1 protein-coding gene is annotated in these 321 nt (G+C 54.2%); it reads left to right on the plus strand.

Features of this window, described 5'->3' with window-relative positions; genetic code table 11:
• A partial coding sequence (locus ACNFBR_RS29295) for an REP-associated tyrosine transposase (protein WP_416737885.1) occupies positions 1-302 on the plus strand: 302 nt, incomplete at its 5' end.
• Positions 303-321 lie beyond the last annotated feature (19 nt).

The raw sequence follows: 321 nt of genomic DNA on the forward strand, positions 1-321 counted from the left end.
AGGAGCTCCATTGCCGGTCATTGGCCTGGGTCGTGATGCCTGACCATGTGCATTGGCTTATTGAGTTGAAAAACGTAACGCTGGGGACGTTGATGCAACGTTTCAAATCCCGATCCAGTCATGCTTTGCGCAAAGCTGGAGCAAGGGTGGTGCCTATCTGGCAGGCAGGTTATCACGACCGGGCTTTGCGTCATGATGACGAGGTGCTCAATGTTGCCAGATACATTGTTGCCAATCCGATAAGGGCTGGGTTGGTCAGCAGGGTGGGCGATTATCCGCATTGGGATGCGGTCTGGTTGTGAATGAATGATCGCGCGGGCG

It is taken from the genome of Pseudomonas sp. NY11955 (assembly GCF_048068035.1).
Lineage (GTDB): Bacteria > Pseudomonadota > Gammaproteobacteria > Pseudomonadales > Pseudomonadaceae > Aquipseudomonas.